At 38.5% G+C, this 517-nt stretch carries 1 protein-coding gene; it reads left to right on the top strand.

What is annotated here, in order from left to right; genetic code table 11:
* Nucleotides 1–43: 43 nt before the first annotated feature.
* Nucleotides 44–400, top strand: coding sequence for a hypothetical protein (locus LIX84_RS23400; protein WP_226422281.1), 357 nt, complete (start codon nucleotides 44–46; stop codon nucleotides 398–400).
* Nucleotides 401–517: the final 117 nt, after the last annotated feature.

The raw sequence follows: 517 nt of genomic DNA, 5'->3' as shown, positions 1-517 counted from the left end.
GGCGTTAGTACCAAAATTAAATTAGGTTTCGGAGTATTTGGAAATGTTCTTTTCTAGTTCATCTCAACTCTTAGTTAACGGCGCTCACTTGTGCGAAGAGTTAACTAGATTTCTATCTGAAAACAAAAGTGACTTTGAACAGAAACTTATCCCAGATCTATCTCATATAGATCATATGGCTCACAATGTTAGTGGTATAGAAGTCGAAAACATTTCTTTTGTGGGCTGTAATCAATATCAACTCGATTATTCATACGATTGGGAAGTCTATCGTGGTTGCTCTGATATGAATGAAGCTGATATCGAACATGAAAGTGTATTGTTTGTCCTTAATGATGACGGCTTCATCGAAATTGATTTCCCAGAATATGAAGAGCGTGATACTCGCGAGGAATTTTAGTACTAACAAACTGTTCAAGAGGGATTCGCAACGCGTGGCATTTTTACTATGCGTTGGTTTTAGTGTTTAAGGCGGTATGCGGCTACTTCGGTATTGCGTTGCTCACCCCTTAACAGA

Origin of the sequence: Vibrio sp. E14 (assembly GCF_020515785.1) — a bacterium.
GTDB classification, from domain to species: domain Bacteria; phylum Pseudomonadota; class Gammaproteobacteria; order Enterobacterales; family Vibrionaceae; genus Vibrio; species Vibrio diabolicus.
The sequence above is the reverse complement of the archived record's forward strand: the minus strand, read 5'-3'. Positions and strand labels throughout refer to the sequence as shown.

Bases quoted from the DNA above. Each gene is read 5' to 3' on its own strand.
- LIX84_RS23400 (WP_226422281.1), top strand. From the start codon at position 44: ATGTTCTTTTCTAGTTCATCTCAACTCTTAGTTAACGGCGCTCACTTG.